This is a genomic window from Acidisphaera rubrifaciens HS-AP3, assembly GCF_000964365.1.
Lineage (GTDB): Bacteria > Pseudomonadota > Alphaproteobacteria > Acetobacterales > Acetobacteraceae > Acidisphaera > Acidisphaera rubrifaciens.
In genome coordinates this window covers 1-1,774 of the sequence record NZ_BANB01000201.1, presented here as the reverse complement: position 1 = coordinate 1,774, position 1,774 = coordinate 1, and the positions used below count along the sequence as shown (strand labels likewise).

The 1,774-nt window shown below is 72.5% G+C and carries 3 protein-coding genes; all 3 read right to left on the bottom strand.

Translation table 11 applies throughout. The annotated features are described in order from the left end of the window. Positions 1-181 (bottom strand): hypothetical protein (locus B8460_RS07110; RefSeq protein ID WP_048860888.1); only part of this gene is annotated, 181 nt, incomplete at its 3' end. Further along, on the bottom strand, positions 178-990 hold the full coding sequence (locus B8460_RS07105) for an alpha/beta hydrolase (RefSeq protein WP_048860887.1): 813 nt from the start codon (positions 988-990) through the stop codon (positions 178-180). The genes B8460_RS07105 and B8460_RS07110, both read right to left, overlap by 4 nt. Positions 991-1,051: 61 nt before the next feature. Next, positions 1,052-1,774, bottom strand: a 723-nt coding sequence (locus tag B8460_RS07100; RefSeq protein WP_048860886.1) for an NAD-binding protein, incomplete at its 5' end; no start/stop codon positions are given.

The window sequence follows — 1,774 nt, the reverse complement described above, 5'->3', positions numbered from 1 at the left end:
GGCCGCGCGGCCCCTCGGCCGCCAGCGCGGCGGCGCGGGCACGCAGCGCGTCGTCGGGCACGCGGGTGATCCACAGCGCGGGATCGGCATAGGCACGATCGGCCGCGATCGTCGCCTCGATCGCCGCCACCGGGTCGGTCGGCCCCGCATCGAAGGGCCCCGCAGCGGACGGCGCGCTCATGCGAGCAGCTTCGCGTGATGCGCCAGCTCGCCCGTCGCCTCGCGCAGCGCGTCGAGCACGGTGAAATGGTCGGCCCCGCCCACCGGCACCAGCGCGCCCGGCGCATGGGCGGCGGCCCGCATGGCATGCAGGTCGCGGCTGTCGGCGATCAGCGCCGGCAGCTCGCGCGTGCCATAGGCGATCGCCAGCGGCTTCTGCACCGGCGGCAGCCGCAGCGGCGACAGGGCCGCCACCTCGTCCTCGGTCAGTTTGAGCTTGGCGTTCAGATAGGTGTCGCGCAGCGGCCCCAATTCGAACACGCCGGAAATCGCCAGCCCGGCGACGACGCGCGGATGCGACAGCGCCATCGCCGTCAGATGCCCGCCCGCCGACCAGCCGGCGACGACCAGCGGGCCGCCGATGCCGCGCGTGTCGCCGTGCGCCGCGAGCCAGTCGAGGCTGGCGTGGATCTCGTTGACGATCTCCGTCAGGCTTGCTTCCGGCGCCAGGGTGTAGCCCGGCACGGCGAAGCTCCAGCCATGCGCGTGCAGCCCCTCGGCCAGACAGGCGAAATCCTCGCGGCTGTTGCGCTGCCAGTAGCCGCCATGGATGAACACGAGGCAGGGCATCGACGGATCGGCCGCCGGAAACAGGTCGAGCCGGTTGCGCGGCCGCGGGCCATAGGCGATGTCGAGATGCTGATGATGCGCCTGCCGCCAGGCATGCGACGCGGCGTTGCGTGCCTGCGTCAGGGCGGCGCTGTTCGCGACGGCCTCGGCATTGTTGTACGCCGCGTCGCGTTCGGCTTGCGTCAGCAGACCCCAGTTCATGCGGCTCTCGTGCAACGGATGGGTGCGATTCAGCAACCGGCGTGCCACGGGCCGGGCCGGCTCAGGCGTCCCCGGGAGGCGCGTGACCCGGAAGGGCGATGCCGGCGAGTGCCTGCCAGACACGGATCACGAAAGCGTCGTCGCGGGCACCGTGACCGCCGGCGGCGGCGGCGAGGAACAGCTGATGCGCGGCGGCCGCCAACGGCAGCGGGAACGTCAGCGCGCGGGCCTGATCCAGCACGATGCCGAGATCCTTGACGAAGATGTTGACCGCCGAGCGCGGCGTGTCGTCGCCGTCGAGGATATGGGGCACCCGGTTCTGCCACATCCACGAACTGCCCGCCGAATTGCTGATGACGTCGAACAGCGTCTGCGGATCGGCGCCGGCGCGGATGCCGAGCGCCATCGCCTCGGCCGCGACCGCGATATGCACGCCCGCGAGCAGCTGATTGACCATCTTGACGGTGCTGCCGATACCGGGCGCGTCGCCGAGGCGCCAGACCTTGCGCGCGACCGTCTCGAGCACCGGCAGGGCCGCGTCGAACGCGTCGGCGGACCCGGATGCCATCACGGTCATGGTCCCGGCCTCCGCCGCCGCCTGCCCGCCCGAGACCGGCGCGTCAAGCATCAGGAACCCCGCGTCGGCGATGCGCGCTGCGAGCGAGCGGGCCGCTTCGGGCGCCACGGTGGCGCTGGCGACGATCACCGCGCCGGGCGCGAGGCGCGGCACACAGCCATCGGGGCCGAAGATCACGTCCTCGGTCTGCCGCGCGTTGACGACGTA

Bases quoted from the DNA above. Each gene is read 5' to 3' on its own strand.
- B8460_RS07105 (WP_048860887.1), bottom strand. From the start codon at position 990: ATGAACTGGGGTCTGCTGACGCAAGCCGAACGCGACGCGGCGTACAAC.